Genomic DNA, 26,299 nt, shown 5'->3' on the forward strand with positions numbered 1-26,299 from the left:
ACAATATTGTAGAGAACGAAAGTACGCTGGAAGGTCTGTTTTTTTGCAATCCTTCCATACAAGGAAACGAGGAAAATACCATGTCACGGTTTCAGGCGGGAGCGCTGGTGGTTTACGGAAATCTGGGAGTGCACGAGGTGGAAGGGGTCGGGCTGCGGCGCTTTTGCGATGAGTCTGCCAGAGAGTATTACACCCTCCGGCCCTATTTTTCGGATTCCCACGACCGCAGCTATATCCCCACGGAAAAGGAAGCGGCGCTGCGCCCAGTGACCCCGGCACAGCAGGCAGAAGCCGACCTTGCACGCATCAAAGCGGAGAAGCTGGCTATCCCGGCGGGGGTACAGACAGCGCTGGCAGAACACTATCAGGCGCTGCTGCACACCAATGATTTTTACCAGTACCTGACCCTGTTCAAGGAGCTGGGGCAAAAACAGACCCAGCAGCAAAGCCGCGGCCGAAAGATCAACGCTATGGATACCTACTTTTACCAGATGGTAGAGCGTGTCCTGCGGGAGGAGCTGGCGGTGGCGTTTGGGGAATCGCAGCAGGAAGCCGGCAGACGGCTGCTGGAGGTTTTGCGCTAAAGCCGCATGGTGATTTTTACCAACAAATGCAAGGGCTCTTTTTGTGAAGAATCGCCTTTGCATTTATTTTTTGCATTTTTTATCGTATATTTTAAAATTCGATCCTATCCTTTTTGGTGCGGATATAAATCGGAGCAACTTTGTAGGAATTAACAAAGCATGGCAGTTTGCCATGAAAAACCTTCGTGCGAGTTTGCCACTTGAAACCCATCGATGCCTTATGATATAATCCCTTCAACAGAACGCGCTGTGTGTGAACACGTAAGACCAGTTTCTTCACACGCAGGCGTTCTCTTTTTATTTTTAAAAAAAGTTAGTTTACACTAATCTCGAGGAGGGCTTTTCATTCGTAATCATCGTTCCACTGTTTTTCTCGGCGTTCTGCTGATGATTCTTTCGGTTTGTTCTTTGTTTGTCGGGGTGCTGGACATCCGGCCTTCTGACCTGCTTACAGGCAGCGTGGAAACATGGGAGATCTTTCTGATCTCCCGCCTGCCGCGTCTGCTTGCCATCCTCTGCACAGGCATCGGCATGAGTGTGGCGGGGCTTATCATGCAGCAGCTCTGTATGAACAAGTTTGTTTCGCCCACCACAGGCGCAACGATCTCTTCTGCGCAGTTTGGCATTCTGCTGGCACTGCTGTTTGCACCGGGTTCTACCCTGTGGGGACGTGCTGCCTTTTCCTTCGTTTGTGCTGTTCTGGGTACATGGGTCTTTGTCTGGTTCATCCAGCGCATCCAGTTCAAGGATGTTGTCATGGTCCCGCTGGTCGGCATCATGTTCTCCAACATCGTAATGGGCGTTACCAATTATCTTGCCTACAAATATGAAATGACACAGGCTCTTTCCAGCTGGCTGGTCGGTCATTTTTCCACCGTCATTCGTGGGCGGTATGAGCTTGTCTGGCTGACGGTGCCGCTGGTGGTTCTGGCATTTGTATTTGCCAACCACTTCAATATCGTGGGTATGGGAAAGGATTTTTCTCAGAACCTCGGCGTTCCGTATGATCTGGTACTGTTTATAGGTCTGACCATTGCTGCCATGATCACGGCATCCGTTGTTGTCGTGGTCGGCTCGATCTCCTACATCGGTCTCATCGTGCCCAATATCGTAGCAATGTTCAAGGGTGATCAGATCCGCGGAACGCTGGTGGATACCGCTCTGTTTGGCGCTGTGTTCGTGCTGGTCTGCGATATGATCGGACGGGTTGTGATCTATCCCTACGAGCTGCCCATCGAGCTGATCGTTGGCGTTATCGGCAGTATCCTGTTTGTCGGGCTGCTGTTGTATCGGCTTCGGCATGGACGCAAGGCAGTCCGGCGGGACAAAGCTGCCAAGAAAACCGGAGGTGCAGCATGAAAACGCACAAAAATCATCTGCGCCTGCTGATCCTTCTGCTTCTTGTTCTGCTGGCCTGCGCGGGCTATATGACAGTGGGTGTCCACTTTGAAAACCAAAAATTATTTGCCTACGCCATGCGCATCCGCACGCCCAAGCTGATCGCCATGCTCATCACGGCATTTGCCATTGGAAGTGCATCCATCGTGTTTCAGTCCATCATCAACAACACCATCGTCACGCCCTGCCTGTTGGGTATGGATCAGCTTTACTCGCTGATCCACACAGCGGTGTTCTTTGTGGCGGGTTCGGGCAGCTTTCTGGCGGTCAATGCCAACGCAGCCTTTGCGGTAGACCTCGCCATCATGGGGGCTGTTGCCACCGTGATCTATAGCTATCTGTTCCAGAAAACGAACCACAATGTTCTGTACGTCCTGCTTATCGGCACGGTGCTGACCTCGTTCTTTTCCAGCATCCAGACGACCTTGACCCGTGTGATGGACCCCAATGAGTACGACACGCTGCTGACGGATCTGGTTGCCAGCTTTTCCAATGTCAATTCGGCGATTCTGGTACTGTCCGTTGCGGTTCTGGCGCTGGTCGCCTTTGCCTTTCGGAAAGAGCTTGCGCTGCTGGACGTTCTGACACTGGGCAAAGATCAGGCCATCAATCTGGGCGTGGACTATGACCGCTGCATCCGCCGGCTGCTGCTAGGGGTCACGCTGTACATTGCAACAGCCACCGCTATGGTCGGCCCGCTGGCATTTCTGGGGCTTATCATTGCTAACCTTTCCCGGCAGTTCCTGCGTACCTACCGGCACAGCCAGCTCATCACCGGTTCTGTTTTGTTCGGTATGGCTGTTCTGATCGGCGGACAGCTTCTGGTGGAGCGGGTGTTCGTTTACTCGGTTCCGGTCAGCGTGTTCATCACCGTGGGCGGCGGCGTGTATTTCCTGTATCTGCTGCTCACCCAGAGAAAGGCATAACACCATGTTTGTAAAAGAGATCACCAAACGCTACGATGGCAAAGCCGTTGTCGATGGCGTGAGTTTTGAAATTCCGAAAGGCAAAGTCCTTTCCCTCATCGGTCCGAACGGTGCGGGAAAATCCACCGTGATGGGAATGCTGTCCCGCCTGATCGCACGGGACAGCGGTCTTGTGGATTTTGAGGGGACGGAGATCACGCGCTGGAAAAGCCGGGAGCTGAGCAAGCGGCTTGCCATCCTGACCCAAGCCAACAATGTCCAGATGAAGCTGACCGTCCGGGAGCTGGTTGCATTTGGCCGCTTTCCGTATTCCGGCGGGCGGCTGACCCAAGAGGACAACGAGATCATTGACCGCGCTATCGCCTACATGGAACTGGACGATTTTGAGGAGCAGTTCATCGATGAACTGTCCGGTGGTCAGCGGCAGCGTGCCTATATTGCCATGGTCATTGCGCAGGACACCGAGTATATCCTGCTGGATGAACCGACCAACAATCTGGATATTTACCACGCAACCAACCTCATGCGTATCGTCCGCCGCCTGTGCGATGAGCTGGGCAAAACGGTGATCCTTGTTCTGCACGAGATCAACTATGCTGCGTTTTATTCCGACTACATCTGCGCCTTCGTGGATGGAAAAATCGCAAAGTTTGGCACCGTGCAGGAAGTGATCACCAAAGAAAACCTGTCCGATATCTACAAGGTAGACTTTGAGATCATGCAGATCGAAGGCAAGCCTTTGTCGATATATTATTGATTTCAGTACTTTTTAAAAGGAGCATTCTTATGAAGAAAATTTCTCGTCGTTCGTTTTTGACCGCTATGGCCGCTGTGAGTGCAGCGGGTGTTCTCGCCGCCTGCGGCGCTTCCTCCTCCACGGCAAGCTCCGTGGCATCCTCTGTGGCAGCATCCAGCGAAGCTGCCACTTCCTCGGAAGCTGCACCGGAATCGGTGACCATCAAGGCGTTCAACGGTGCAAAGGAGTTAGTGGACGTGGAAGTGCCCTTTGACCCGCAGCGCATTGCGATCCTCGACCTTGCTTCTCTGGACATTCTGGATGAACTGGGCGTTGGCGACCGTGTGGTCGGCACGGCATCCACCTCTCTGGACTATCTTCAGAGCTATGTCACCAATGACAGCATTGTGAACCTTGGCAACATCAAGGAAGCCGATATGGAAGCAGTCATGGCCTGTGAGCCGGACATCATCTTTATCGGCGGACGCCTGTCCAAATCCTATGATGCTCTGTGCGAGATCGCACCCGTTGTTTTCCTTGCGACCGACGCCGAAAAGGGCGTTGTGGAAAGCACCCGTGAAAACGCCATGACCATCGCTTCTATCTTTGGTCTGGAAGACCACGTGGAAGCTTTGATGGCGGATTTTGACAGCCGCATTGACGCCCTGAAAACCTTTGCAGAGGGCAAGACTGCCATCGTCGGCATGACCACCAGCGGCAGCTTCAATGTTCTGGGCAACGATGGCCGCTGCTCCATCATCGGCAAGGAGATCGGCTTTGAGAATATCGGTGTGGATGCCAATATCGACACCTCGACCCACGGCAACGAGGCTTCCTTCGAGTTCATTGTGGACAAGAACCCCGACTACATCTTCGCAATGGACCGCGATGCAGCCATTGGCACCGATGGCGCACAGATGGCACAGGAGATCCTGGAAAACGAGCTGGTCAAGAGCACGGATGCTTACAAGAACGGCCACGTCGTTTATCTGGCACACCCGAATGTCTGGTACACCGCAGAGGGCGGCATTCAGGCACTGAGCGAAATGCTGAGCGATCTGGAAAACGCACTGCTGTGATTTTTTCAAAATTCTTCTTGCAATTTTGAAAAAACTCCGGTATAATACCTTCCGTTAAGAATACAAAAAGCCGGCTTACAAAGCGTGAAATCCTGAGGGAAAGCTATCCCTCAACGATTTCACGCTTTTTTGTTTGCCCGAAAAGGAGGACCTATGAACCCGAAAAACAAACTGGCGGAAATGCCCGTCCGGCCCCTGCTATACACTATGGCGGTACCGCTGATGCTGTCGCTGCTCATCCAATCGCTGTACAACATCGTGGATAGCATTTTTGTGGCGCGTCTGTCGGAAACGGCCTTGACTGCCGCCTCTCTTGTATATGCCATCCAGTTTTTGATGATCGCCATTGGCGTGGGCACTGCCGTTGGTCTGAACGCCCTGCTCTCTCGCAAACTGGGGCAGAAAAAGCCGGAGGAAGCCTGCCGTGCCGCCACCACCGGGCTGTTTCTGATGCTGGGTACTTCATTGGTGTTTACGCTGGTGGGGCTGCTGTTCTCGAACCAGATCGCTGCCGCCTTGACCAACGATCCCGAATTGCAGAAGCTGTGCCGGGAATACCTCTCGGTGAACCTTGTGTTCTGCTGGGGCATCTTTTTGCAGACTTACGGACAGCGGCTCTTGCAAGCTGTGGGTGACACGGTGCTGTCTATGGTCTCTCTCATCATCGGCGCAGTGGCCAACATTATTCTCGACCCCATGATGATCTTTGGTCTGCTGGGCTGCCCGGCCATGGGAATCCGGGGCGCAGCCATTGCCACCGTCATCGGGCAGCTCATCGGCGCAGCGGCGGCGCTATGGTTCAACCGGGTCAAAAATCCGGTCATTCACGTCCGGCTGAAGGACTATCGCTTTTTGTGGCAGGATGTGGCCGACATCTACCGGGTGGGGCTGCCTACCATCGTGATGCAGGCCATTGGCAGCGTGATGACCTTTGCAGTCAACGGCATTCTGCTGGGCGTATCCTCCACAGCAGTGGCATTCTTTGGCATCTACTATAAGCTGCAAAACTTCCTGATGATGCCGGTGAACGGCTTGGGACAAGCGGCCATCCCGGTGGTAGGCTTCAACTACGGCAGCGGCCAGTCCGACCGGGTAAAGCAGGCATGGAAGGTGCTGCTGCCCACCGGCGTGGTGTTTGCCCTGTGCGGCACAGCGGTGTTCCTGCTGTTCCCGGCGCAGCTGCTGGGGCTGTTCTCTGCCAGTGACGAGATGCTGGCTTTCGGTGTGCCCGCTCTGCGCATCATCTCGGTGACCTTTCTGTTTGCGGTCCTCACGATTTTGTGCGGCTACTTTGTCTCCGGTCTTGGCAACGGCGTGGTCAACATGATCGGCGGTGCGCTGCGGCAGCTGGTGGTATTGGTGCCCTGCCTGTGGCTGCTTATCCGCACTATGGGCATCGACAAGGCATGGTTTGCGTTCTGGATGTCTGAGATTGTGGCCTGTGCTTACAGCCTGTGGGCAACGAAAAAAGAACTGCGAAACAAGGGAAAATAAGGCAAAACAAAAAACAGGGTGCACCCCTGAATAGGACGCACCCTGAAAAATCCACATGCGATAGCGATATGTATAACAGGGCGTTCCCCGTCGGGAACGCTCTGTTTCTCTTCATATAGAAAACCACAAGCTATGCTTGTGGAAGAAAAGAGCCGTAGCGTTGAAACGGTAGAAAAAGAACCTCCTTTTGCTATAATTAGAAGCGGGTAACGTCAACCGCATACTAAAGCAAAAGGAGGTTCATCCATATGGACGAGAAAAGTTTATCACATACGAGCTGGAATTGCAAATATCACATAGTGCTAGTACCGAAATATCGCAGGAAAGTGATATACGGAAAGCTAAGAAAAGATATTGGAAAAATACTAAGGACACTATGCGATTACAAGTATGTAGAGATAATAGAAGCACACGCGATGCCAGACCATATCCATATGCTTGTGTCGATACCGCCCAAACTTGCCGTAGCAGATTTCATGGGGTATCTCAAAGGGAAGAGTACGCTCATGATATTCGAGCGACGTGCAAACCTAAAATAGAAATACGGAAGGAGAGTGTTCTGGGCGAAAGGATATTACGTAAATACAGTAGGTGGAAATGAAGCCAAGATTCGCAAATACATTCAGGAACAAGAGTTCAACGATCAAATGTGCGACCAGTTGAGATTCAAGGAATACGAAGATCCATTCAAGAATGTAGCTGACTTCGATGACGACGATTCGCCAGAAGTGCCTACAGATAGTATGAGAAAGTAAAAGCGACGTCAGTGTGCGGTTGACGTCGCTCATTGTGCGCCTTTAGGCGCGGCTGGTATTATGGCCCCTATGGGGCCGTTCTGCAAACCCCGCGTTTTCACGCGGGGTTATGATTTGGCAGGATGCAAGAAAACACGCTGAAAACTTTGGCGAAAAGAGAGAGCTAGGTGGGCTCGTTTTACTTATTTGTTTTTTACCAGCAGCGCCTGATAGGGCTCCAGCTCCACATCCGCCAGCCAGACGGAAGTACCCTCCGGGGTGTGATACTCGCCGCCCAGAGCGTCCAGACTGGCCCCTGCCGGGTACTCGGTAAAGTTGAACAGTCCCACCAGCGTCTCCTCGCCGCGCTTGCGCACCAGTGCCAGCACACCGGGGTTGTGGCTGTCCCATGTGGTCACCCACGCATCCGGGGCAAAACAGGGGTCTGCCCGCATTTGGCGCAGCTGCTCCATGCCCTGCCACAAGGCGTTTTGCAGCGTGCCCTTCCGGGTGCGCTGCTTGGCGTCCTCCCAGTTGAATTTGCTGCGATGCAGATTGCGGCTATCCTCCACACGGTCAGGGTCGTTTTTGTAATCCCAGCCGTTGCGCTGAGCAATTTCATCCCCGCAGTTCAGCATGGGGAAGCCCTGCAAAAACGCCATAGCAGTATGCAGCAGCAGGTCGCGCTTCACGGCATAATCCAGAGCGGTTTTGTCGTCCTTTTCCAGTGCCTGCTCCACGCCGCACAGGCTGGCGGTGGTGCCGCAGCTCCGGGCATCGCCGGTGGCGGGGTCGTAGTTGTACAGCTCGCCCTTTGCCCAGCTGCCGGGGAAATTGCCCTCGTAGAAGTGGTACAGGTATTCCTTGTGCTTCTGCGGGTCGATGCCCAGCCGGTTTTCCACCGCTTCGTCCAGACCCCAGCCGATGTCATCGTGGCAGCGCAGATAGTTCACGAACCAGCAGTTGTCCGGCAGGGCGTGGAGGGCATCCAGCTGTGCCTTCAACAGCCGGGTGTCCCGGCTGGCAAGGGCACCCCACAGGTTGACCATGGTGGACACGTTGTAGAGCATATGGCATTCCGGCTTTTCGGGCGTGCCGAAGTAGGCAGCCAGCTCCTTGGGAGCCATGACCACCTCGCCCTTGAGCACGACAGCGGGGCAGACGCATTCCAATACCATGCGCAGCATCCGCACGATGGTGTGCACCTGGGGCAGATTGCGGCAGGTGGTGCCCAGCTGCTTCCAGATGTAGGGCACCGCGTCAATGCGGAACACCTCCACGCCAAGGTTGGCGAGATGCAGGATGCTCTTGGTCATGTCCACGAACACCGCCGGGTTTGCATAATTCAGATCCCACTGATAATCGTGGAAGGTGGTCAGCACCCACTTGTGCATCTCCTCACACCATGTAAAGTTGCCGGGCGCGGTGTTGGGGAACACCTGCGGCACGGTCTGCTCGTACTGGTCGGGGATGGTGCGGTCCTCGTAGAGGTGGTAATAGGCCTGAAACCACGGGTCGCCCGCCTTTGCCGCCATGGCCCAGCGGTGGGTGCTGGCGGTATGGTTCATGACAAAATCCAGACACAGGCTGATGCCTGCCTTGCGCAGCTCCCGGGTCAGGTTTTCCAGATCCTTGTTGGTGCCAAGGGCAGAGTCTACGGTGTCAAAATCCTCCACCGCATAGCCGCCGTCGTTGTGGGGGTGGGGCATCTGCAAAAGGGGCATCAGGTGCAGATAAGTCAGCTTCTGCTCCTTCAGGTAGGGCAGCTTCTTTGCCAACTCTTTCAAATTTCCGGCAAAGAGGTCGGTGTACATGGTCATGCCGAACATATTGCCCCGCTTGTACCACTCCGGGTCGGCAGAGCGTGCCTTGTCCAGTGCTTTCAGCTCGGCGCTGCGGGCATTGTAGGCTTCTGCCATCTCCCGCTCCAGAACTTCCAGCCCTTCCCGGTTGTGGTACAGCTCCATAAACAACCATTCCAGCTCGTCCTTGTGCTTGGCAAACCGGGACGCAAATTCCTGTTTTGCTGCCATGGTTCAGCCCTCCACTTCTGCAAGGGTGGGCATGGCGGGGATAGCACCATGGCGGCTGGTGGTGATGCTGGCCGCTTTGTTGGCAAAAGCCAGAATGCCTTCCAGCTTGTCCACGGTCAGGGTGTCCAGCTCCTCCTTGCAGAGCTTGGACAGAGCAGCCCCAAAGAAGGTATCGCCTGCGCCGTTGGTGTCGCCCACCTTGCAGGGAACGCCAGCCACATGACCGGTCTTGTCCCCAAAGCGGTAGAATACGCCGTTTGCACCCAAGGTGACAAAAATCAGCCGGATGCCGTTCTGTGCCAGCTGTGCCGTGCCGCTTTCGCAGTCGGTGGTGCCGGTGAGCAGGGGCAGCTCCTCATCGGACACTTTCAGGATATCCACCAGCGGCAGGGGAGCTTTCATCTGGGCAATGGCGTCCTCTTTGTTCTTCCAGAGGTTGGCACGGTAGTTGGGGTCATAAGTAATGACAGCACCCAGCTTTTTGGCACGGGCGGCAGCGTCCAGCGTAGCGGTGCGGGAGGGGTCGGCGGTCAGGCTGACAGAGCCGAAGTGGACGATTTTGGCAGCTTTCAGAGCCTCGTCCGAAATGTCCTCTTTGCTCAGCATCACGTCAGCGTTAGCACTGCGGTAGAAGCTGAAATCCCGCTCGCCGGTGGCATCCACCGACACGACTGCCATGGTGGTGGGGTGGTCTGCATCCACCGCCATGCCGGAAACGTCCACCTTGTTTTCTGCCAGAACCTCTTTCAGGTAGCGGCCAAAGGCGTCCGCACCCACCTTGCCGATAAAGGCGGTCTGTGCGCCCAGTCTGGAAGCAGCCACCGCCAGATTGGCCGGTGCACCGCCGGGGTTTGCGGCAAACTGAGGAATGCCGCGCGCATCCTTGCCGGTCTGGGTCAGGTCGATCAAAACTTCACCAATCGTTAAAATGTCCATGATACTTCTCCTTATTCATGATGTGAAACCCAACGATTACCGCTGGAACAGATAATGAATGTAAGCGGCTGCACGCTCCGGGTGCGGTGCATTCTGCACCACCCCAAGATAGACCCTGCCAGAAAAACCTGCCTGCCTGACAAACGGCGTGTCCGAAATATCCAGCACGGTCCCACCGGCGTTCAGACCCGACAGTGCACTGAAAGACGCATCCAGCGTCCGCAGATCGAGAAAATAATCATCTGCCAACAGTCGATCCCGTGCATATTCGTCCATCAGAACAACATCTAACCGCTGGGCACTGACTGCACCCAGCAGCTTCATCTCCGAAGCATATACATACTGCTCCTCTGCGCGTTCGCTTTCGCTGAGCAGCAAGCCGGACAGCAGATCGACCTGTTGCTTTTTGGTCAGACCCTGCGCCTCGGCAAAGCCGGTGGTAAGCTGTTCCGTCAGATCAGACCCGGCAGTGATATTTACCAGACCAAGGTAAAGCACATCCTCTTTTTTCGTCACATGACGGTAGGCTGCATAGCCAAGGATATAGACGATGATGAGCACGATCGCAATGGGCAGCTTGTAATATGCCCAGATGTGCTCCCACTTTTTGCACCCATGGAGGGAGCGGAGCGTATCCCGGTCAGTTTTTGTCATGGTCGTATTCCTCGTGTACTGCATCAGGGTCTCCACCGATCAGATAGAGGATCCGAAGCATCAGAAAGGAGCAGAGCATGGCGCACAAGCCCATGCCCAGCAGGAATGCAGGCGTGAACACAAACACAATGACGTACCCCATGATGCCATAGATCGCCGCCATCAGCAGGGTGCAAAACAGATACCGGACACCCACGAGAAGCGCTGTTTTCAGGATGCCGAAGGTGGTGTTTTCAAACCGTGCCAGCAGAGGAAAGGCATACAGCAGAACGATGCCGTACAGAACTGCCGCACCAATAAGCACTGCAGTGAGCAGCGTCCAGAAAATGTTTTCGCTCCACATTCGGCGCAGCACAAAGCCATCCACAGCCAGAAAACTGCCGACTGCCAGCAGGATAAGCCAGAGTTTTGTGGCGGGCTTAAAATTTTCCCGGAACGCCTTAAAAAACATCCGGGTCAGACCATCGTCCCGATCTTCCGCCATTTTGAGCGTGACGTAGAACAATGCGGTCGTAGAAGCCCCTATGGTAACGATGGGCAGGCTGCACACGAGCCATAAGATGTTCAGGTAAGCACTGTAAGTCAATTTCGTCAGCACAGCAAACAGCGGCTTGTCCGTATTGAACAGATCACGCATGGGAGGTTCTCCTTTCGCTCAATCTCCTGTGGATTCGCGCAGGATCAGGTTGGTTTCCGTATAGACGGTGCGATAGTTCAGCGATGGCTCTTCGATGCGGGTCATAAGCAGATTGGCAGCGGTGTAGCCCATGATCTGTCCATGGATATGGATCGAAGTCAGACGGGGGGCAAAGTAGGAAGCCTCCTGACTGTCATCGAAGCCGCAGACCCAGATATCATCGGGAACCGAATACCCCAGCTCATTCAATGCCTTGATCAGATCCATGGCAACAAAGTCATTGGCGCAGACAAAGGCATCCGGCATCGTTTTGAACCGACGTATGGTTTCGTACAGGGATACCGGATAGTCCTGCTGTCCAGATGGCATCGCACAGGTGCTCAGGCCCTCTGTCAGACCAAAGTGCTCCACGGCATCCTTATAAGCCATATAACGCTCAAAGAAGGACTGACAGTGGTTTTTATCCCCCGCAAAGCTGATGCGTTTTTTGCCGCGCTGGACCATGTGAGTCACCGCATTCTGGATCTCAAGGCGGTTTTCCATATAAAGGCGGTCGGCTTTAAGGGGAGGACGCATATCCATCATAGGGGTATCTACAAACAGCAGCGGAACATCCAGATCGCACAGCATCTGTGCGTAGTCATAGTCGAATACTTCAATGCAGATAATGCCGGCTGTGCACTGGATGTTGAGAGAAGATGGAAGTTTTTTCTCTTTCAGCTCTATGGGAGAAATGCGATGAATGGTCATGCCGCTGTGCAGATGATTGATTTCCGACTGGAAACGATCCAGCATCATGGAGGAAAAGTGAGAGCTGCTCAGAAACTGGGTCGTCAGCATGGCGATCTCCCGTTTGTCACTCGGCAGAATGAAAGGCTCTGCTGTTTTTGCAGTGTTTTCCTGAAACAGCGGCAGATAGGCAAACTGCTTATAGCCCATTTCGGCGGCTTTGCGCAGGATCTTCTCCCGTGTGGCATCTGCCAGCACACCGGTGTTGTTGATGGCCTTTGAAACGGTGTTGCGGGAAAGCTGCAGTTCGTTTGCAATATCCTGAATGGTGACTTTGGTTGCCATAAGTCATCCTCTTTCTTTTATAGATAAAGTCTGGCGACGGATCTTATTCTTTGCGATTCCAGTATAGTGCAAATGCACAAATTAGTCAAATGCAAAAATGCAAATCAGCATTTTGCATATCTGCGAACTTTCGAATTTGTGCATCTGTACAAATCCACAATAATTTTTGATGTATACCATGAATTATCGTTGACATTCGCTTGTGTGCGTGGTATAAATGAATTACAGAGTTTTACATTTGCACAATCGAAGCGAAGAAAACGTAAAATTCAAGGGTGCAAATGTAAAACACAAATCAAACGGCAAGCAAATCAAAAAGGAGGAGAATGATTCATGAAAGCAAAGACGGCCTCGCCGGAAACGGCTGTGCTGACAGCAGAACGCAAGCTGCACAACACATGGGTCTACATCAAACGGCATTGGCAGCTTTACCTGTTGTTCCTGCTGCCTGCTGTGGTGCTGACGCTGGTGTTCAAGTACGCTCCCATGGGCGGTGTGCTGATCGCGTTCCAGAAGTACAATCCCTTCAAGGGCATCTGGGGCAGCGAGTGGGTAGGCTTCAAAAACTTTACCCGCTTCATGTCCTCACCGGACTTCCAGCGCTACCTGATCAACACCCTGAAGCTGAGCGTCTACGGTCTGCTGTGGGGCTTCCCGATCCCCATCCTGCTGGCATTCCTGCTCAACCGTATCGAGAGCAAGAAGATCAAGCAGAAGGTGCAGCTGGTGCTGTATATGCCCAACTTCATCTCGGTCATCGTGCTGTGCGGTATCGTCCGGGTGCTGCTGAGTGTCACCGGTCCGGTGAACGGCCTGCTTCACACCAGCATCAACTTCATGACGCTGCCGGAAGCGTTCCGCCCCATCTACATCATCAGCGGCATCTGGCAGGGTGCCGGCTGGGCATCCATCATGTACACCGCATCCCTTTCTAACGCCAGCAAAGATCTGAAGGAAGCTGCTATGATCGACGGCGCAAACCTGATCCAGCAGATCATGACAGTGGAGTGGCCCGCCATTAAGGATATGGTCGTTATTCAGTTCATCCTGCAGGCAGGCAACATCATGAGCATCGGTTTTGAAAAGGCCTATGCCCTGCAAACTGACCTGAACCTGAACACTGCCGAGATCATTGCAACGTACGTTTATAAAAAAGGTCTGTTGGACGGCGATTACAGCTTTTCCACGGCAGTCGGTCTGTTCAACACCGTTGTCAACGTCATCCTGCTGATCGCAGTGAATAAGATCGTTGCCAAAATGAACGATGGCAAGGGCTTGTAAGGAGGGGTTTACCATGGCAAAACAGAAAAAATCAAAAATGGCCCTCTACACCAGACAAGATAAGATCATCCTGTACTGCGGCTACGCACTTCTGGGTTTGTTTCTGCTGGCGATCATCGTTCCGATGATCTACATCGTCATCGCGTCCTTTATGGACCCGGTCACTCTGCAAAACAAGGGCATCTCCTTTGATTTCAGCAAGTGGAGTCTGGATGCTTACCAGCGTGTCGTTTCGGACAAGCAGATCTGGGTCGGCTTCAAGAACGCGGTACTTTACTCCATCATCTTCACCATCATCTCGGTAGCTGTGACGATGCTTGCCGCTTATCCCATGTCGCTGCCGGACTTCAAAGGCAAAGCAATCTTCAACGCCTTGTTTGTGATCACGATGTTTTTCAGCGGCGGTCTGATCCCCACCTACCTGCTCATCAACAATCTGGGTCTGCTGGATTCCATGTGGGCGGTCATTCTGCCGGGAGCATTCAGCGTGTGGAACATGATCATTGCCCGCACCTATTATCAAGGCATCCCGCGTGAGCTGCGTGAAGCTGCGGATGTGGATGGAGCCAGCGAGATGCTTTACTTCTTCAAGATCCTGCTGCCCGTCTGTATGCCGGTTGTGGCAGTTCTGGCTCTGTGGCAGTTCGTGGCAATGTGGAACAGCTACTTTGACGCCATGATCTACCTGAACAGCGCATCGAAGCAGCCGCTGCAGCTGGTGCTGCGTTCCATCCTGATCCAGAGCCAGCCGGAATCCGGCATGATCGCAGATATCCAGAGCACTGCCGAACGTGCGAAGATGGCAGAGCTGCTCAAATATGCAACCATTATTATTTCCAGTCTGCCGCTGCTGGTGATGTATCCCTTCTTCCAGAAGTATTTTGATGCCGGCATCATGGCTGGTTCCATTAAAGGCTGAGGATATTCCAGAATTTTATAAGCAGGTACGCTCATCTGTTACACGAAAAAAGAAACTTAAAAAAGGAGAAAATACCATGAAAAAGCTGATCTCTCGCCGCAACTTCCTCAAGGTCTGCGCTCTGGCAGGCTCTGCCGCTGCTCTGTCTGCCTGTGGCGGCGGCAAATCCACCGGCAGCGGTAATTCTGCTGCCGCAGCTGTGGACACGACCGGTGCCGTTACATTTCCGCTGTCCGAAAAGGTTACCTTTACCGGTATGACCAGCTTCCCTGTGGGCAGCGAACCCGAGCCGAACAACCGCACCATCTTCAAGCGTCTGGAAGAGCAGACCAATGTGCACATCGACTGGACCGCCATCCAGTCCGACCAGTGGAGCGATAAGATCACCCTGAATATGTCCAACCCCAACACCCTGACGGATTTTGTTTTTACTGCTGATTTTACCGACAGCAATCTGCTGCGCTACGCAGATCAGGGTGTCATCCTCAATCTGGAAGACTACATTGACAACAATATGCCGAATCTCCAGAAGGTCTTTGAGAAGTACCCGGAGTACCGTACCATGTGCACCGACAGCGATGGCCACATCTGGGCACTGCCCTGGATCGAGCAGCTCGGCGCAGAAAAGACCGCCATCCAGACCGTTGGCAACATGAGCTTCATCAATACCAAGTGGCTGAACTTCCTCGGTCTGTCGATGCCCACCACGGTGGACGAGTTTGAGCAGGTGCTGATGGCATTCCGTGATAACGCCGCTTCTATCAAGGCAGAGTATGGCATTGACGGCGACATCATCCCCATGTCCTGCATCGTCAACAACGGCGATCAGGACCCCAGCATCCTCATCAATGGCTTTGGCGAAGGCTACGGCGATGCAGACAAAGACCGCCATATCGCCGTTACCAACGACCGGAAAGTTATCTGTGCCGCCACCCAGCAGGGCTACCGTGATGGTCTGGACTGGCTGCACAAGCTGTATGCCGAGAAGCTCATCGACCCGGAGTGCTTCACGCAGGAGTGGTCCACCTATGTTTCCAAGGGCAAGGCTGGCCGCTATGGTGTCTGCTTCAGCTGGGATGTTGCCAACATTGACAACCTGACCGACTGGGAGCCGCTGCCTGCCCTGACCGCCGATACCCGCAATATCACCCCGCAGAACGGCTCTTTCACCAGCGGCTTTGCCCGCGGCAGATGCGTTGTCACCGCAAAGGCGGATAACCCCGCATTGGTTTGCGCATGGCTGGATCAGATGTACGCACCCCTCCAGTCTCCGCAGAACAACTGGGGTACCTACGGCGATGCGGAAGGCTTTAACATTTTTGAACTGTCCACCAACGATAAGGGCGAGCCCATGCTGAAGCACGCTCCTCTGGGCGATGCTTCTCCCGTGGAAGTCCGTGAAGCGCAGTGTGTCAGCGGGCCTCTGGCGGTTCTGGATGAGTACTATGGTGTATACGTTACCTGCCCGGACGATGCACAGTACCGTCTGGACTGGATCAAGGACATCTACACCCCGGATATGAACAACGATTATGTCTATCCTAATGTCTTTATGAGCAGCGAGGACACCGAGCAGGTCTCTAACCTGCAGGCAGATCTGCAGACCTACATGAATACCCAGAAGGCGAACTGGATCATGAACGGCACTAAGGATGCAGAGTGGAACGACTATCTGAGCAAGCTGGAAGCCTACGGCCTGTCCGACTATCTGGGTATTATGCAGAAATATCTGGATGCTTACTACGCATAAGAATTCTTTCCTTTGGAGGATTCCATGAACGATTTGACTTTACAAAAAGCCCGTGCCTACGAGGCCGAGCATGGCGCTGCCATTTCCCCGGCGGAACGCCCTGCCTACCACATGACCCCTTATGTGGGCTGGCTGAACGACCCCAACGGCTTCTCTTATTATAAAGGGAAGTATCACCAGTTCTATCAGTATAACCCCTACGATGTGCGGTGGGCGCCCATGCACTGGGGTCACGCGGTCAGCACCGACCTGCTGCACTGGGAGTATCTGCCCTGTGCGCTTGCCCCGGATTCCCCGGTGGACAACGGCCCCGGCTGCTTCTCCGGCTCTGCCACCGAGATGGATGACGGCAGGCAGCTGCTGATGTACACCAGCGTGATTGCAGAAAAGCAGCCCAATGGGGAGATGCGGGATATCCAGACCCAGAGCATTGCCATCGGTGACGGTCTCGACTACGAAAAGCCTGCCTGCAACCCGGTGCTGACCCAGAAAGACCTGCCGGAAGGCTTCAGTAAGTTTGACTTCCGGGATCCCAAGATCTGGCGTGAGGCCGACGGCACTTACTCCGCCGTCACCGTCTGCCGGGCCGAGGACGACAGCGGCGCAGCGGCACTATTCCAAAGCAAGGACGGCTTCGACTGGCACTTTGTCACGGTGCTGGAACGCTGCAACAATCAGTACGGCAAAATGTGGGAGTGCCCGGACTTCTTCCCGCTGGATGGCAAGCAGGTCCTGATGCTCGGCCCCATGGAGATGCTGCCCAAGGGCGAGTTCCACAATGGTCACAACGTCATTGCCTTCATCGGCAGCTATGACGAAGCCACCCACACCTTCACCAAGGAAAACGTGCAGCTGATGGACGGCGGCATCGACTTCTACGCCACCCAGACCACCCTTGCCCCGGATGGCCGCCGCATCATGACCGCATGGCTGCAAACATGGTCGGACACCGAGGATAAGCCCCAGGGCTGCAAGTGGTTCGGGCAGACCATCTGCCCCCGCGAGCTGCACATTAAGAATGGACGCATTATTCAGACCCCCGTGCGGGAGCTGGATGCCGTCCACGGTAAGCGCACCTTCCACGAAAATGTGACGGTGCAAAGCGAAACAACGCTGGAGGGCATCAAGGGCCGTGTGGCGGATCTGACCGTCACGGTGCAGCCCGGCGAGTACCGCTCCTTTACCCTGAAGCTGGCTGCTGACGCAGACCATCACACCAGCCTGACCTACGACCCCTACACCTCGCAGCTGACGCTGGATCGCAGCTATGCCGGTTCCCGTGCCGACATCGTGCATACCCGCAGCTGCAAGGTTCGCAGCCAGAACGGTGCGCTCAAGCTCCGCATCCTGCTGGATAAGAACAGCATCGAAGTTTTCGCCAACGATGGCGAGCAGACCATGACCGCATGGATCTACACGCCCCAGTCCGCCGAGGATATCACCTTTGCTGCCGATGGCAAAGCAACCATCACGGCAGAACAGTTTGAACTGAATCTGTAACCTGATATTCCCTTCATTTCTCCTTCATTGAATACAGCCCCGCTTTGGCTTCTCCTTCGCCAAAGCGGGGCTGTGCTTTTGTATTGGGTAGCTTGAGCGAACGACAACCACCAGTTCCGCCGGTGATTTTGACTCTTCGGAAAACAGAACGAATCCCTTGCTTCCATCCAAAAACGTCCTAGACCTTATCATAAGAAAGCACGACAGACCACTGTGAGAGTGCCGTAAGGCGGAAGGAACACAAACATGAAGTACGATGCAAGAGCCTGCAAGTTCAACATGGACACCGGGTGCGTGGAGCTGCAGTTCCGGGATGGGAGGAAAATCTCCATTGACTGCACTGGGGTCGAGGATGCGCTGGATGTGACCATGGCGCAGAGGTCAGAGTTAGATTACCTTATTTACAATGACCCACTGGGCTATGCGGATTTGATTCTGAATGGTGACCCGGAGGAGTATTTGGAGAATGGAGCCATGGGTTAGAAATCTGAATGAATGCTGGACATTACCGTTTTTTGAGCTGGTGATGTCCAGCATTTGTTATTTGGTGTTGCCCGATCAATTTTAATGGAATCTTTATACTTCTACAATTTTCTTTACGGCTCTTTTATCTATTCCATGCTAATCTTTATGCACACGGATAGGTAAAGGAGCTTTTATGATTCAATATCCTCGTTACAGGCAGCACCGTTTTTCTTCTTTTCAGGTCATTATTGCAGGTTTTGCGGCAGTTGATCTGGTGGGCGCATTGCTTCTGATGCTCCCGATCGCTGCACAGCAGCGGTGCGTTACACCGTTCCATGAGGCACTATTTACCTCCACCTCTGCCCTTTGCGTGACCGGGCTTGTGGTTCAGGATACCGGCAGCTACTGGTCGGCATTCGGGCAGAGTGTGATCCTTCTTCTGATCCAGATCGGAGGATTGGGTGTCATTACAGTGGGTGCTGCCTTTGCGCTGCTTTCCGGGCGAAAGATCTCCCTCAAGCAGCGCAGCACGATGCAGGAAGCCACGGCTGCCCCACAGATGGGCGGCATCGTTCGGCTGACAGGCTTTATTCTGCGGATCACCGCCCTGTTTGAATTGGTCGGTGCTGCACTGCTGCTTCCGACGTTTTGCGCCGATTATGGTTTGCGCGGGATCTGGTACGCGCTGTTTCATTCCATTTCGGCGTTCTGCAATGCCGGCTTTGACCTGCTGGGAACAGAGGGTGCAAAATTTGTTTCGCTGACACGGTATGCAGGTGACCCATTGCTTACCACAGTGATCGCGGCCCTGATCGTCTTTGGCGGCCTTGGCTTTCTGACATGGGAGGACATTTGTACATATCGCCTTGACTTTCACCGCTATCGGATGCAGAGCAAGGTGATCCTTGTTACAACGGCGTTTCTTCTGGTACTGCCGGCGCTGTACTTTTATTGCTTCGAGTTCACGGCAGGCTCTGCCCGGCAGCGCATTTTATTGTCGATGTTCCAATCTGTTACCCCCCGTACTGCCGGCTTTAACACCGCTGATCTTGCTGCGATGGGCAGCACTTCACAGGCATTGATGGTGGTTCTGATGCTGTTGGGCGGTTCGCCCGGCTCCACGGCAGGCGGCATGAAAACCACAACATTCGCCGTTTTGCTGGCCAATATGTGGGCGACCTTCCGCCGCAGAGAAGATGCCGAATTTTTCGGGCGGCGCATAGATGGTTCCGCGGTCAAGAATGCTGCCACGATTGCAGGGATGTATTTGACGCTATTCTTCCTCGGAGCCTTTGTCATTGCTACGGCAGAGCAGCTGCCGATGTCGGTCTGTTTGTATGAGACTGCTTCGGCTGTGGCAACGGTAGGTCTGACATTGGGTATCACGCCGCAGTTGGGCATCCTTTCGCAGGGGGTGCTGATCGCACTGATGTTTTTAGGACGTGTTGGCGGATTGACATTGATCTATGCGGCATTTGGCAGCAGCCCTGCCCACTCTCGTCTGCCGCAGGAGAAAATCGCAATCGGATAAAGGAGACAAGTATGAAATCGATTCTTTTGATTGGGCTTGGCCGTTTTGGCCGCCATATTGCGCAGGAACTGAATGAGCTGGGTCATCAGGTCATGGCAATCGACAGCAATGAGGACCGTGTGAACGCCGTGCTTTCCTATGTGACGAATGCACAGATCGGTGACAGCACCAGCGAATACTTTCTGCGTTCCCTTGGCGTTGGCAATTTTGATGTGTGTATCGTAACCATCGGCGGTAATTTTCAAAGCTCGTTGGAAACAACATCACTGCTCAAGGAGCTGGGGGCAAAGCTTGTGGTCTCGCGTGCAGAGCGGGATGTACAAGCCAAGTTTCTGCTGCGCAACGGTGCGGATGAAGTGGTCTACCCGGAAAAGCAGCTGGCAAAGTGGGCAGCGATCCGATACAGCTCCGAACACATTCTCGATTATATCGAGCTGCAGGACGACCACGCCATCATGGAAGTGACGATTCCGCCGGAATGGGTGGATCGCACGATCGGCGAGATCAATATTCGAAAAAAGTATAACATCAACATTCTTGCACTGAAAAAAGACGGAAAGCTCGATATGAGCATTACGCCGGATACGCAGCTGTGCCGGGATGAAAGTATGCTGGTTTTGGGAAAATACGCATCGATCCAGAAGTGTTTCCGGCTCTAAAAAGATAGGACGGATCGTATGGATGTCGCTTTGTTATTGATGGTTCTTGGAGTCATGTTGAGTGGTTTCCGGGCAGCAGATGCGCTGGATCATATGCGGAAGGAGATCCTTCGACAGGAAGGAAAAAGACGCGGCTGGTGGTCGTGACCATCAAATTGTGCTATACTGTGGGCAAGGCAGGTGATTTTTATGAATCAGAACGACCCACCCACTGAACATATTCTGGCGTGTCTGTCGTCCTCTCCCTCCAATGCAAAGATCGTGCGGACGGCAGCAACGATGGCAAAGGCGTTTGGAGGGACCTTTACAGCTCTGTATGTCCGGACTCCTGATTCGGATCAGATGGGAAAAGAAGACTGTCGGCGCTTGCAGCAGCACATTCGTATGGCAGAGCAGGCAGGTGCCGACATTTCTACGATCTACGGAGATGACATTCCGCAGCAGATCGCGGAGTTTGCCCGCATCTCCGGCATTACAAAAATCGTGTTGGGGCGCTCCAGCGTACATCGCCGCCATTTCTGGAGTGGACCGTCACTGACTGAAAAATTGACGCTGACTGCGCCTAATCTGGATATTTATATCATCCCGGATGCTTCTGCAGAGAACGGCTACGGTTCAGGACGGAAGCTGTTCACCCGTCCGCTTCTGCCGTCTGTCCGTGATCTGCTGATCACCGCAGGCATCCTGAGCTGCATCACGCTCATCGGCTTCTTTTTCTTACAACTGGACTTTGCACGCTATAATATTATCATGCTCTATATGCTGGGGGTGCTGTTCACCGCATTGTGTACCAGCGGTTACACCTGCGGTGTGCTGGGCTCTGTTGCCGGTGTTGCGCTGTACAATTTTTTTCTGACGGAACCGCGCCTGACATTCCATGCGTATGACCCCGGTTATCAGGTTACATTTGCCCTGATGCTGACCTCTGCAATCATTACCTGTGCGTTGACAACACGGCTGAAGGATCATGCAAAAATGTCTGCGCAGGCAGCATTCCGGACAAAGGTACTGTTTGATACGAATCAGCTTTTACAGAGAGCAAAAAACGAGGAAGAAATCCTCTCTCAGACAGCGTCCCAGCTGATGAAGCTGCTGAACCGGAGTTTGATCGTTTACCCGGAACAAAACGGAGATCTTGGGTCAGAACAGGTTTTTGGGATTGATGGGGAAGTGCCGTGTAACATCTTTTCTGCACCGGAAGAACGAGATGCAGCAAACTGGACGTTTGCCAACAAAAAGCGTTCCGGCGCAGGCACGGATAGCTACCCGGATGCAAAGGGGCTTTATCTTGCGCTTCGGACCGGAGGCGGCGTGTTTGGAGTGATCGGAATCGATCTGTCCGAAAAACCGCTGGATGCCTTTGAAAACAGTGTGCTGCTTTCCATTCTGGGCGAAGGTGCGCTGGCCATCGAAAACCGCAGAAACGCGCTGGAAAAAGAGCAAGCTGCATTGCAGGCAAGGAATGAAGAACTGCGGGCAAACCTGCTGCGCACGATCTCCCATGACCTGCGCACCCCGCTGACCTCCATTTCCGGCAATGCCAGCAATCTGCTTTCCAACGGAGAAACGCTGGATACAGAGACCCGGAACAAGATCTGCACCGATATTTTTGACGATGCACAATGGCTGATCGGTCTGGTGGAAAATCTGCTTTCCATCACCCGCATTGAAGATGGGCGGATGAATCTGCAGATCTCACCGCAGCTGATGGACGAAATGATCGAAGAAGCACTGCATCATGTCAACCGGAAAAGCTGCGAACACACCATCACAACACAGTATGGGGACGAGATCCTCCTGGTCAATGTGGATGCACGGCTGATCATGCAGGTCGTTGTCAATCTGGTGGATAACGCCATCAAATACACCCCCGTGGGCTCGGTTATTCAGATTTCGGCTTACCGGAAAGACCATCAGGTCGTAGTGGAGGTTGCAGATAACGGTCCCGGCATTCCAGATCGCGCAAAAGCACAGGTGTTCGAGATGTTTTATACCGGGCAGAGCCGCATCGCAGACAGCCACCGCAGCCTTGGCTTGGGTTTGCCCCTCTGCCGAGCGATCCTGACGGCTCACGGCGGAACATTGACCCTGCGTGACAACATTCCCAACGGCAGTGTCTTTTCCTTTGCATTGCCGCAAAGCGAGGTGAACATTCATGAATAAGCCGTCCATTCTGGTCGTAGAGGATGATGTTCCTGTACGGTGTCTGATCACAACGACCCTGAAAACCCACGGCTATAAATATCTGACTGCTTCCAATGGGGAAACGGCGATCATGATGACTACCAGCCACAATCCGGACATCATGCTGCTGGATCTTGGGCTGCCCGATATAGACGGCATCGAGGTCATCCGCAGCGTCCGCACATGGTCGAACCTGCCCATCATCGTCCTGAGTGCCCGGAGCGAAGATTCTGATAAGATCGAGGCACTGGACAACGGCGCAGACGATTATCTGACAAAGCCGTTTTCCGTGGATGAGCTGCTGGCAAGACTGCGTGTAACGCAGCGCCGATTGAATCTGCTGGCTTCTGACGGCATCAATAGCCCGGTTTTTGTCAATGGTCCTTTGAAGATCGACTTCTCGGCAGGCTGCGTCTGGCTGAGCGAGAATGAATTGCATTTGACCCCCATCGAGTACAAACTGCTGTGTGTGCTGGCGCATAATGTGGGCAAAGTGCTGACGCATACCTCCCTCACGCAGAAAGTATGGGGCAGTACGCAGGAAAATGACATTGCTTCCTTGCGCGTTTACATGGCATCCCTGCGCAAAAAATTGGAACGATACCCGGATGCGCCGCATCTGATCCAGACCCATGTTGGTGTCGGATACCGGATGCTGCGCGCAGAAAATGATGAAGCATAGTAAAAAAACAGGGTGCGTCCTGCGAACGCACCCTGCCAAAAGCTACGGACGATAGCGATATCTACGAAAAACTGGGTGTAAGCTCCCTCAAGCAGTTGCAGCAGTTCGCGGCGATCCTGAATTCCGGTGGCAACAGCGTCCCGGACGACGGCACCCCCGGGAAGGGCTGCTGAACCGGCTGCTCCACCGTTCAATGATGTATAAATAGGAGGTGCCTGCCATGACCGACCTTCGGGATTGGTTAAAGGCGTACAACATCAAAAATTCTATGGGCGGGGAGATGGCATATAACACGATTCAGCGGATGCTGAGCAGCCGCTGGCTTTTCATCTTGCCGGGGCTTGAACATAGCCGCTAACAATGTTAATACGTCCTAACATCGTCGAAAAATATTGAAAAACCCCGAAAGCGTGCTACAATATAAAGATAAAGAGCCTGCCCCACTCAAGGGGATGGGCACACAGATAGGAAATACAGAAACGAGGGGTAAATATGTTTGATGCAAAAAAGCTTGCACTGTTTTTGGGCGGTGTGGTGTTCGGCTCTGCCGGCTTCAAGGTGCTGTCCAGCAAGGATGCCAAAAAGGTCTACACCCAGACCACCGCTGCGGTGCTGCGGATGAAGGACTGCACCATGCAGACCGTGAATAAGGTGCAGGAGGAAGCAGGGGACATCCTTGCCGATGCAAAGGCCATCAACGAGAGCCGCGCCGCCGAGGCTGCACAGGAGGTCATCGAGGATACGGCTGAAGAAGAACAGGCCGAAGAGCAGACCGCACAGTGATATAGCGCAGCAGAGCCGCCGCTTTGGGCGGCTCTTTTTGCACAGAGGGGTAAGAAAAGCAATGAAATGTACGATCCTACATGAAGGGAAGGGACGGATGCGGGTGCACGTCTGCGCTGTGCGCATGACCCTGCACCGGGCAGACGTGCTGGAAGCCTACCTGAACGGGCAGGACAACATCCAGAAAGCCACCGTCTACGAGCGCACCGGAGATGTGGTGCTGACCTACCGGGGCAGCCGGAAGGACGCCGCCGCCCTGCTGGCGGCCTACCGCTTTGACAACGAAGAACTGGAGGTGCTGGTCACCTCTCACGACAGCCGGAAGATCAATCAGGAATATCAGGAAAAGATGGTCAGCCTTGTGGCGGGCCGGGTGTTCCGCAAGGTGTTCCTGCCCGCGCCCATCGCAGCGGCCTATACGGTGTGGCGCTCCATCGCCTTTATCTGGAAGGGGATCCGCTGCCTGCTGCACCGCAAGCTGGAAGTAGAGGTGCTGGATGCGCTCAGCATCACCGCCTCCCTCCTGCGGGGCGATTACAGCACCGCAGGCTCGGTGATGTTCCTGCTGACGGTGGGCAGCCTGCTGGAAGAGTGGACGCGGAAAAAGAGTTTGGACGACCTTGCCCGCAGCATGGCACTGAACGTGGATAAGGTCTGGGTGCGTACCCCGCAGGGCGAGGTGCTGGTGCCGTTGACCCGCGTCCACGCAGGGGACGAAGTAGTGGTGCGCTCCGGCAACATGATCCCGCTGGACGGCATGGTACTGGAGGGCGAAGCCATGGTGAACCAAGCCGCCCTGACCGGCGAGTCCATGCCGGTGCGCAAGACCACCGGTGCCACCGTCTACGCAGGCACGGTGGTGGAAGAGGGCGAATGCGTCCTTGTGGCCAAAGCCGAAGGCGGTGCCAACCGCTACGATAAGATCGTGGCGATGATCGAGGAATCGGAAAAGCTCAAGTCCGGCACTGAGAACCGGGCTTTGCAGCTGGCCGACCGTCTGGTGCCGTGGTGCCTTGCCGGTACGGTGGCTACCTACGCCTTTACCCGCAATGTCACCCGCGCCATCTCCATTTTGATGGTGGACTTCTCCTGTGCACTGAAGCTTTCCATGCCGCTGGCGGTGCTTTCTGCCATGCGGGAGTGCGGGGAATACCACATCACCGTAAAGGGCGGCAAGTATCTGGAAGCGCTGGCAAAGGCGGACACCATCGTGTTCGATAAGACCGGCACCCTCACCCGTGCCACCCCGCAGGTGGTGCAGGTAGTGCCTTTCTCCGGCTGTGAGGAGCAGGAGGTATTGCAGCTTGCCGCCTGTCTGGAAGAGCATTTCCCCCATTCCATGGCAAACGCCGTTGTCCGTGCTGCCAGAGAGCGGGGTATCTCCCACGAGGAGATGCACTCCGAGGTGGAGTACATCGTGGCGCACGGCATTGCCAGCCGGGTGGGCGGCACGCGGGTGGTCATCGGCAGTGCCCACTTCATTTTTGAGGACGAGGGCTGCACCATCCCGGCGGGGGAACAGGCAAAGTTCGATGCACTGGACCCGCAGTACTCCCACCTGTATCTGGCGGCTTCCGGGGTGCTGGCGGGGGTCATCTGCATCGCAGACCCCCTGCGCCCGGAGGCGGCACAGGTGCTGCATAAGCTCCGGAAGCTGGGCATTGCCCAGACGGTCATGATGACCGGCGACAGCGACCGCACCGCCCGCGCCATTGCGGCGCAGGTGGGGGTGGACCGCTGCTTTGCGGAGGTGTTGCCGGAGGATAAAGCCGCCTTTGTCCGTGACGCCAAGGCCGAAGGACATACGGTGGTGATGATCGGTGACGGCATCAACGATTCGCCCGCCTTGTCGGCGGCAGATATCGGCATCGCCATCCATTCCGGTGCCGCCATCGCCCGGGAAATTGCCGATGTGACCATCCGTGCAGACAGTCTGGAAGAACTGGTGACTTTAAAAGCCATTGCCAACGCCCTGCAAAAGCGGGTGGGCAGCAATTACCGCTTTGTCCTCAGCTTCAACTCCGCGCTCATCCTTCTGGGCGCACTGGGCATCCTGCCCCCTGCCACCAGCGCGATGCTGCATAACCTTTCCACCCTTGGCATCAGCCTGCGCAGCATGACAGACCTGCTGGAGCAGAAGCCTTTACCGTGAAAATGGTACGCCGGAGCGTCCGCAGACGCTCCGGCGTACCGAAATTATAAATAGTTTTTCCGCTGAAAATGCCCAGAGCATAGCGGAGGGCATTCAAAATCGTCCTAG

General features: G+C 54.4%; 23 protein-coding genes and 1 pseudogene. 19 read left to right on the forward strand and 5 right to left on the reverse strand.

All coding sequences use genetic code 11. The features are described 5' to 3' along the window. Positions 1-80: 80 nt before the first annotated feature. From C4N24_RS09665 to tnpA, 7 genes and pseudogenes are all read left to right on the forward strand, one after another. Positions 81-584 carry a CarD family transcriptional regulator gene (locus C4N24_RS09665; protein WP_112091334.1) on the forward strand — a complete coding sequence of 168 codons (504 nt, stop codon included), beginning with the start codon at positions 81-83 and terminating at the stop codon, positions 582-584. A 387-nt stretch (positions 585-971) separates the two neighbouring features. Continuing rightward, entirely contained in the window at positions 972-1,943 is a 972-nt protein-coding gene (locus C4N24_RS09670; protein WP_112091240.1) for an ABC transporter permease, read from the forward strand. Continuing rightward, on the forward strand, positions 1,940-2,908 hold the full coding sequence (locus tag C4N24_RS09675; protein WP_112091241.1) for an iron chelate uptake ABC transporter family permease subunit: 969 nt from the start codon (positions 1,940-1,942) through the stop codon (positions 2,906-2,908). Before C4N24_RS09670 ends, C4N24_RS09675 begins: the two co-directional genes overlap by 4 nt. A gap of 4 nt (positions 2,909-2,912) precedes the next feature. Beyond that, positions 2,913-3,665: an iron ABC transporter ATP-binding protein gene (locus tag C4N24_RS09680; RefSeq protein ID WP_112091242.1), complete on the forward strand. Its 753-nt coding sequence runs from the start codon at positions 2,913-2,915 to the stop codon at positions 3,663-3,665. 29 nt (positions 3,666-3,694) lie between these two features. Further along, a complete protein-coding gene (locus tag C4N24_RS09685) occupies positions 3,695-4,723 on the forward strand; it encodes a siderophore ABC transporter substrate-binding protein (protein WP_112091243.1) in 1,029 nt (342 codons plus the stop codon). A 153-nt stretch (positions 4,724-4,876) separates the two neighbouring features. Then, positions 4,877-6,217, forward strand: coding sequence for an MATE family efflux transporter (locus C4N24_RS09690; RefSeq protein ID WP_112091244.1), 1,341 nt, complete (start codon positions 4,877-4,879; stop codon positions 6,215-6,217). A gap of 248 nt (positions 6,218-6,465) precedes the next feature. Next, positions 6,466-6,972: pseudogene (gene tnpA / locus C4N24_RS09700) on the forward strand (IS200/IS605 family transposase). 182 nt (positions 6,973-7,154) lie between these two features. On the opposite strand, the gene C4N24_RS09705 reads toward tnpA, so the two are convergent. Genes C4N24_RS09705 through C4N24_RS09725 form a run of 5 tightly spaced genes read right to left on the reverse strand, consistent with a single transcriptional unit; the run spans position 7,155 to position 12,285 of the window. Further along, the gene (locus tag C4N24_RS09705) at positions 7,155-8,984 is read right to left on the reverse strand and encodes an amylosucrase (protein WP_112091245.1); all 1,830 of its coding nucleotides are present in this window, start codon (positions 8,982-8,984) and stop codon (positions 7,155-7,157) included. Between the two features lie 3 nt (positions 8,985-8,987). Then, on the reverse strand, positions 8,988-9,920 hold the full coding sequence (locus C4N24_RS09710) for a carbohydrate kinase family protein (protein ID WP_112091246.1): 933 nt from the start codon (positions 9,918-9,920) through the stop codon (positions 8,988-8,990). 36 nt (positions 9,921-9,956) lie between these two features. Continuing rightward, positions 9,957-10,574 (reverse strand): hypothetical protein, encoded by a 618-nt coding sequence (locus tag C4N24_RS09715; RefSeq protein WP_112091247.1) that lies wholly within the window; start codon positions 10,572-10,574, stop codon positions 9,957-9,959. Then, a complete protein-coding gene (locus C4N24_RS09720) occupies positions 10,561-11,211 on the reverse strand; it encodes a YesL family protein (protein ID WP_112091248.1) in 651 nt (216 codons plus the stop codon). The genes C4N24_RS09715 and C4N24_RS09720 overlap by 14 nt, the downstream gene beginning before the upstream one ends. 18 nt (positions 11,212-11,229) lie before the next feature. Beyond that, complete coding sequence (locus C4N24_RS09725; RefSeq protein ID WP_112091249.1) at positions 11,230-12,285, reverse strand: LacI family DNA-binding transcriptional regulator; 1,056 nt, start codon at positions 12,283-12,285, stop codon at positions 11,230-11,232. Positions 12,286-12,618: 333 nt separating this feature from the next. On the opposite strand from C4N24_RS09725, the gene C4N24_RS09730 reads away from it, so the two are divergent. From C4N24_RS09730 to C4N24_RS09785, 12 genes are all read left to right on the forward strand, one after another. Continuing rightward, on the forward strand, positions 12,619-13,566 hold the full coding sequence (locus tag C4N24_RS09730) for an ABC transporter permease (RefSeq protein WP_112091250.1): 948 nt from the start codon (positions 12,619-12,621) through the stop codon (positions 13,564-13,566). Further along, a complete protein-coding gene (locus C4N24_RS09735) occupies positions 13,550-14,485 on the forward strand; it encodes a carbohydrate ABC transporter permease (protein WP_112091251.1) in 936 nt (311 codons plus the stop codon). The genes C4N24_RS09730 and C4N24_RS09735 overlap by 17 nt, the downstream gene beginning before the upstream one ends. Before the next feature lie 76 nt (positions 14,486-14,561). Next, complete coding sequence (locus C4N24_RS09740; protein WP_112091252.1) at positions 14,562-16,235, forward strand: extracellular solute-binding protein; 1,674 nt, start codon at positions 14,562-14,564, stop codon at positions 16,233-16,235. Positions 16,236-16,259: 24 nt separating this feature from the next. After that, entirely contained in the window at positions 16,260-17,735 is a 1,476-nt protein-coding gene (locus C4N24_RS09745; protein WP_112091253.1) for a glycoside hydrolase family 32 protein, read from the forward strand. Between the two features lie 246 nt (positions 17,736-17,981). Next, the gene (locus tag C4N24_RS09750; protein ID WP_112091254.1) at positions 17,982-18,218 is read left to right on the forward strand and encodes a DUF6061 family protein; all 237 of its coding nucleotides are present in this window, start codon (positions 17,982-17,984) and stop codon (positions 18,216-18,218) included. 175 nt (positions 18,219-18,393) lie between these two features. Continuing rightward, positions 18,394-19,731 (forward strand): TrkH family potassium uptake protein, encoded by a 1,338-nt coding sequence (locus C4N24_RS09755; RefSeq protein WP_112091255.1) that lies wholly within the window; start codon positions 18,394-18,396, stop codon positions 19,729-19,731. 11 nt (positions 19,732-19,742) lie between these two features. Next, positions 19,743-20,390, forward strand: a complete 648-nt coding sequence (locus tag C4N24_RS09760; RefSeq protein WP_005943335.1) for a potassium channel family protein — start codon at positions 19,743-19,745, stop codon at positions 20,388-20,390. A gap of 384 nt (positions 20,391-20,774) precedes the next feature. Further along, positions 20,775-22,553: a DUF4118 domain-containing protein gene (locus C4N24_RS09765; RefSeq protein ID WP_242983233.1), complete on the forward strand. Its 1,779-nt coding sequence runs from the start codon at positions 20,775-20,777 to the stop codon at positions 22,551-22,553. Continuing rightward, entirely contained in the window at positions 22,546-23,256 is a 711-nt protein-coding gene (locus C4N24_RS09770; protein WP_005926942.1) for a response regulator, read from the forward strand. The genes C4N24_RS09765 and C4N24_RS09770 overlap by 8 nt, the downstream gene beginning before the upstream one ends. Before the next feature lie 220 nt (positions 23,257-23,476). Then, a complete protein-coding gene (locus tag C4N24_RS09775; protein ID WP_242983234.1) occupies positions 23,477-23,614 on the forward strand; it encodes a hypothetical protein in 138 nt (45 codons plus the stop codon). Positions 23,615-23,748: 134 nt separating this feature from the next. After that, positions 23,749-24,039, forward strand: a complete 291-nt coding sequence (locus C4N24_RS09780) for a DUF6110 family protein (protein WP_112091257.1) — start codon at positions 23,749-23,751, stop codon at positions 24,037-24,039. A 61-nt stretch (positions 24,040-24,100) separates the two neighbouring features. Beyond that, positions 24,101-26,191, forward strand: a complete 2,091-nt coding sequence (locus tag C4N24_RS09785; RefSeq protein WP_242983235.1) for a heavy metal translocating P-type ATPase — start codon at positions 24,101-24,103, stop codon at positions 26,189-26,191. Positions 26,192-26,299 lie beyond the last annotated feature (108 nt).

The sequence above is a fragment of the Faecalibacterium prausnitzii genome, from assembly GCF_003287405.1.
GTDB classification, from domain to species: domain Bacteria; phylum Bacillota; class Clostridia; order Oscillospirales; family Ruminococcaceae; genus Faecalibacterium; species Faecalibacterium intestinale.

Bases quoted from the DNA above. Each gene is read 5' to 3' on its own strand.
- C4N24_RS09775 (WP_242983234.1), top strand. From the start codon at position 23,477: ATGACCGACCTTCGGGATTGGTTAAAGGCGTACAACATCAAAAATTCT.
- C4N24_RS09780 (WP_112091257.1), top strand. From the start codon at position 23,749: ATGTTTGATGCAAAAAAGCTTGCACTGTTTTTGGGCGGTGTGGTGTTC.
- C4N24_RS09670 (WP_112091240.1), top strand. From the start codon at position 972: ATGATTCTTTCGGTTTGTTCTTTGTTTGTCGGGGTGCTGGACATCCGG.
- C4N24_RS09750 (WP_112091254.1), top strand. From the start codon at position 17,982: ATGAAGTACGATGCAAGAGCCTGCAAGTTCAACATGGACACCGGGTGC.
- C4N24_RS09765 (WP_242983233.1), top strand. From the start codon at position 20,775: ATGGCAGAGCAGGCAGGTGCCGACATTTCTACGATCTACGGAGATGAC.
- C4N24_RS09665 (WP_112091334.1), top strand. From the start codon at position 81: ATGTCACGGTTTCAGGCGGGAGCGCTGGTGGTTTACGGAAATCTGGGA.
- C4N24_RS09755 (WP_112091255.1), top strand. From the start codon at position 18,394: ATGATTCAATATCCTCGTTACAGGCAGCACCGTTTTTCTTCTTTTCAG.
- C4N24_RS09685 (WP_112091243.1), top strand. From the start codon at position 3,695: ATGAAGAAAATTTCTCGTCGTTCGTTTTTGACCGCTATGGCCGCTGTG.
- C4N24_RS09770 (WP_005926942.1), top strand. From the start codon at position 22,546: ATGAATAAGCCGTCCATTCTGGTCGTAGAGGATGATGTTCCTGTACGG.
- C4N24_RS09730 (WP_112091250.1), top strand. From the start codon at position 12,619: ATGAAAGCAAAGACGGCCTCGCCGGAAACGGCTGTGCTGACAGCAGAA.
- C4N24_RS09705 (WP_112091245.1), bottom strand. From the start codon at position 8,984: ATGGCAGCAAAACAGGAATTTGCGTCCCGGTTTGCCAAGCACAAGGAC.
- C4N24_RS09720 (WP_112091248.1), bottom strand. From the start codon at position 11,211: ATGCGTGATCTGTTCAATACGGACAAGCCGCTGTTTGCTGTGCTGACG.
- C4N24_RS09735 (WP_112091251.1), top strand. From the start codon at position 13,550: ATGGCAAGGGCTTGTAAGGAGGGGTTTACCATGGCAAAACAGAAAAAA.
- C4N24_RS09680 (WP_112091242.1), top strand. From the start codon at position 2,913: ATGTTTGTAAAAGAGATCACCAAACGCTACGATGGCAAAGCCGTTGTC.
- C4N24_RS09745 (WP_112091253.1), top strand. From the start codon at position 16,260: ATGAACGATTTGACTTTACAAAAAGCCCGTGCCTACGAGGCCGAGCAT.
- C4N24_RS09760 (WP_005943335.1), top strand. From the start codon at position 19,743: ATGAAATCGATTCTTTTGATTGGGCTTGGCCGTTTTGGCCGCCATATT.
- C4N24_RS09740 (WP_112091252.1), top strand. From the start codon at position 14,562: ATGAAAAAGCTGATCTCTCGCCGCAACTTCCTCAAGGTCTGCGCTCTG.
- C4N24_RS09725 (WP_112091249.1), bottom strand. From the start codon at position 12,285: ATGGCAACCAAAGTCACCATTCAGGATATTGCAAACGAACTGCAGCTT.
- C4N24_RS09785 (WP_242983235.1), top strand. From the start codon at position 24,101: ATGAAATGTACGATCCTACATGAAGGGAAGGGACGGATGCGGGTGCAC.
- C4N24_RS09690 (WP_112091244.1), top strand. From the start codon at position 4,877: ATGAACCCGAAAAACAAACTGGCGGAAATGCCCGTCCGGCCCCTGCTA.
- C4N24_RS09675 (WP_112091241.1), top strand. From the start codon at position 1,940: ATGAAAACGCACAAAAATCATCTGCGCCTGCTGATCCTTCTGCTTCTT.
- C4N24_RS09715 (WP_112091247.1), bottom strand. From the start codon at position 10,574: ATGACAAAAACTGACCGGGATACGCTCCGCTCCCTCCATGGGTGCAAA.
- C4N24_RS09710 (WP_112091246.1), bottom strand. From the start codon at position 9,920: ATGGACATTTTAACGATTGGTGAAGTTTTGATCGACCTGACCCAGACC.